The following is a 330-nucleotide window of genomic DNA, read 5'->3' as shown; positions in this document are numbered from 1 at the left end:
CTCGACAGCCTGTCCGGGGATGACCTGGGCAAGGTCTACGACACCGTCAAGAGCACGATCGAAAGCATGGAAGGCCAGTACCTGATGGTCAAACCGGTCCAGGACGCCATCGGTCAACTGCTCGCCGCCACCGCCAATGCGGGCAATGCCCTCGACCAGCACCTGTCCGGCGCCGCCAAGACCATGATCGGCCACGTGCACAGCGCGGCGCTGCTGCGCTATGCCGGGCAACACGTCACCCAGGTGATCGTCTCGCTCAGGCTGGGTGAGTACCTGAGCCTGCTCAACGAGGCGTTGCAGGAGCGCACCGACGCGTTTCTCGGCCAACTG

At 64.5% G+C, this 330-nt stretch carries 1 pseudogene; it reads left to right on the top strand.

The annotated features are described in order from the left end of the window. Positions 1-330, top strand: a pseudogene (locus tag IRZ56_RS22980) (hypothetical protein); the annotation flags it as partial.

The sequence above is a fragment of the Pseudomonas guariconensis genome (genome assembly GCF_015680235.1).
GTDB lineage: Bacteria > Pseudomonadota > Gammaproteobacteria > Pseudomonadales > Pseudomonadaceae > Aquipseudomonas > Aquipseudomonas guariconensis_A.
The sequence above is the reverse complement of the archived record's forward strand: the minus strand, read 5'-3'. Positions and strand labels throughout refer to the sequence as shown.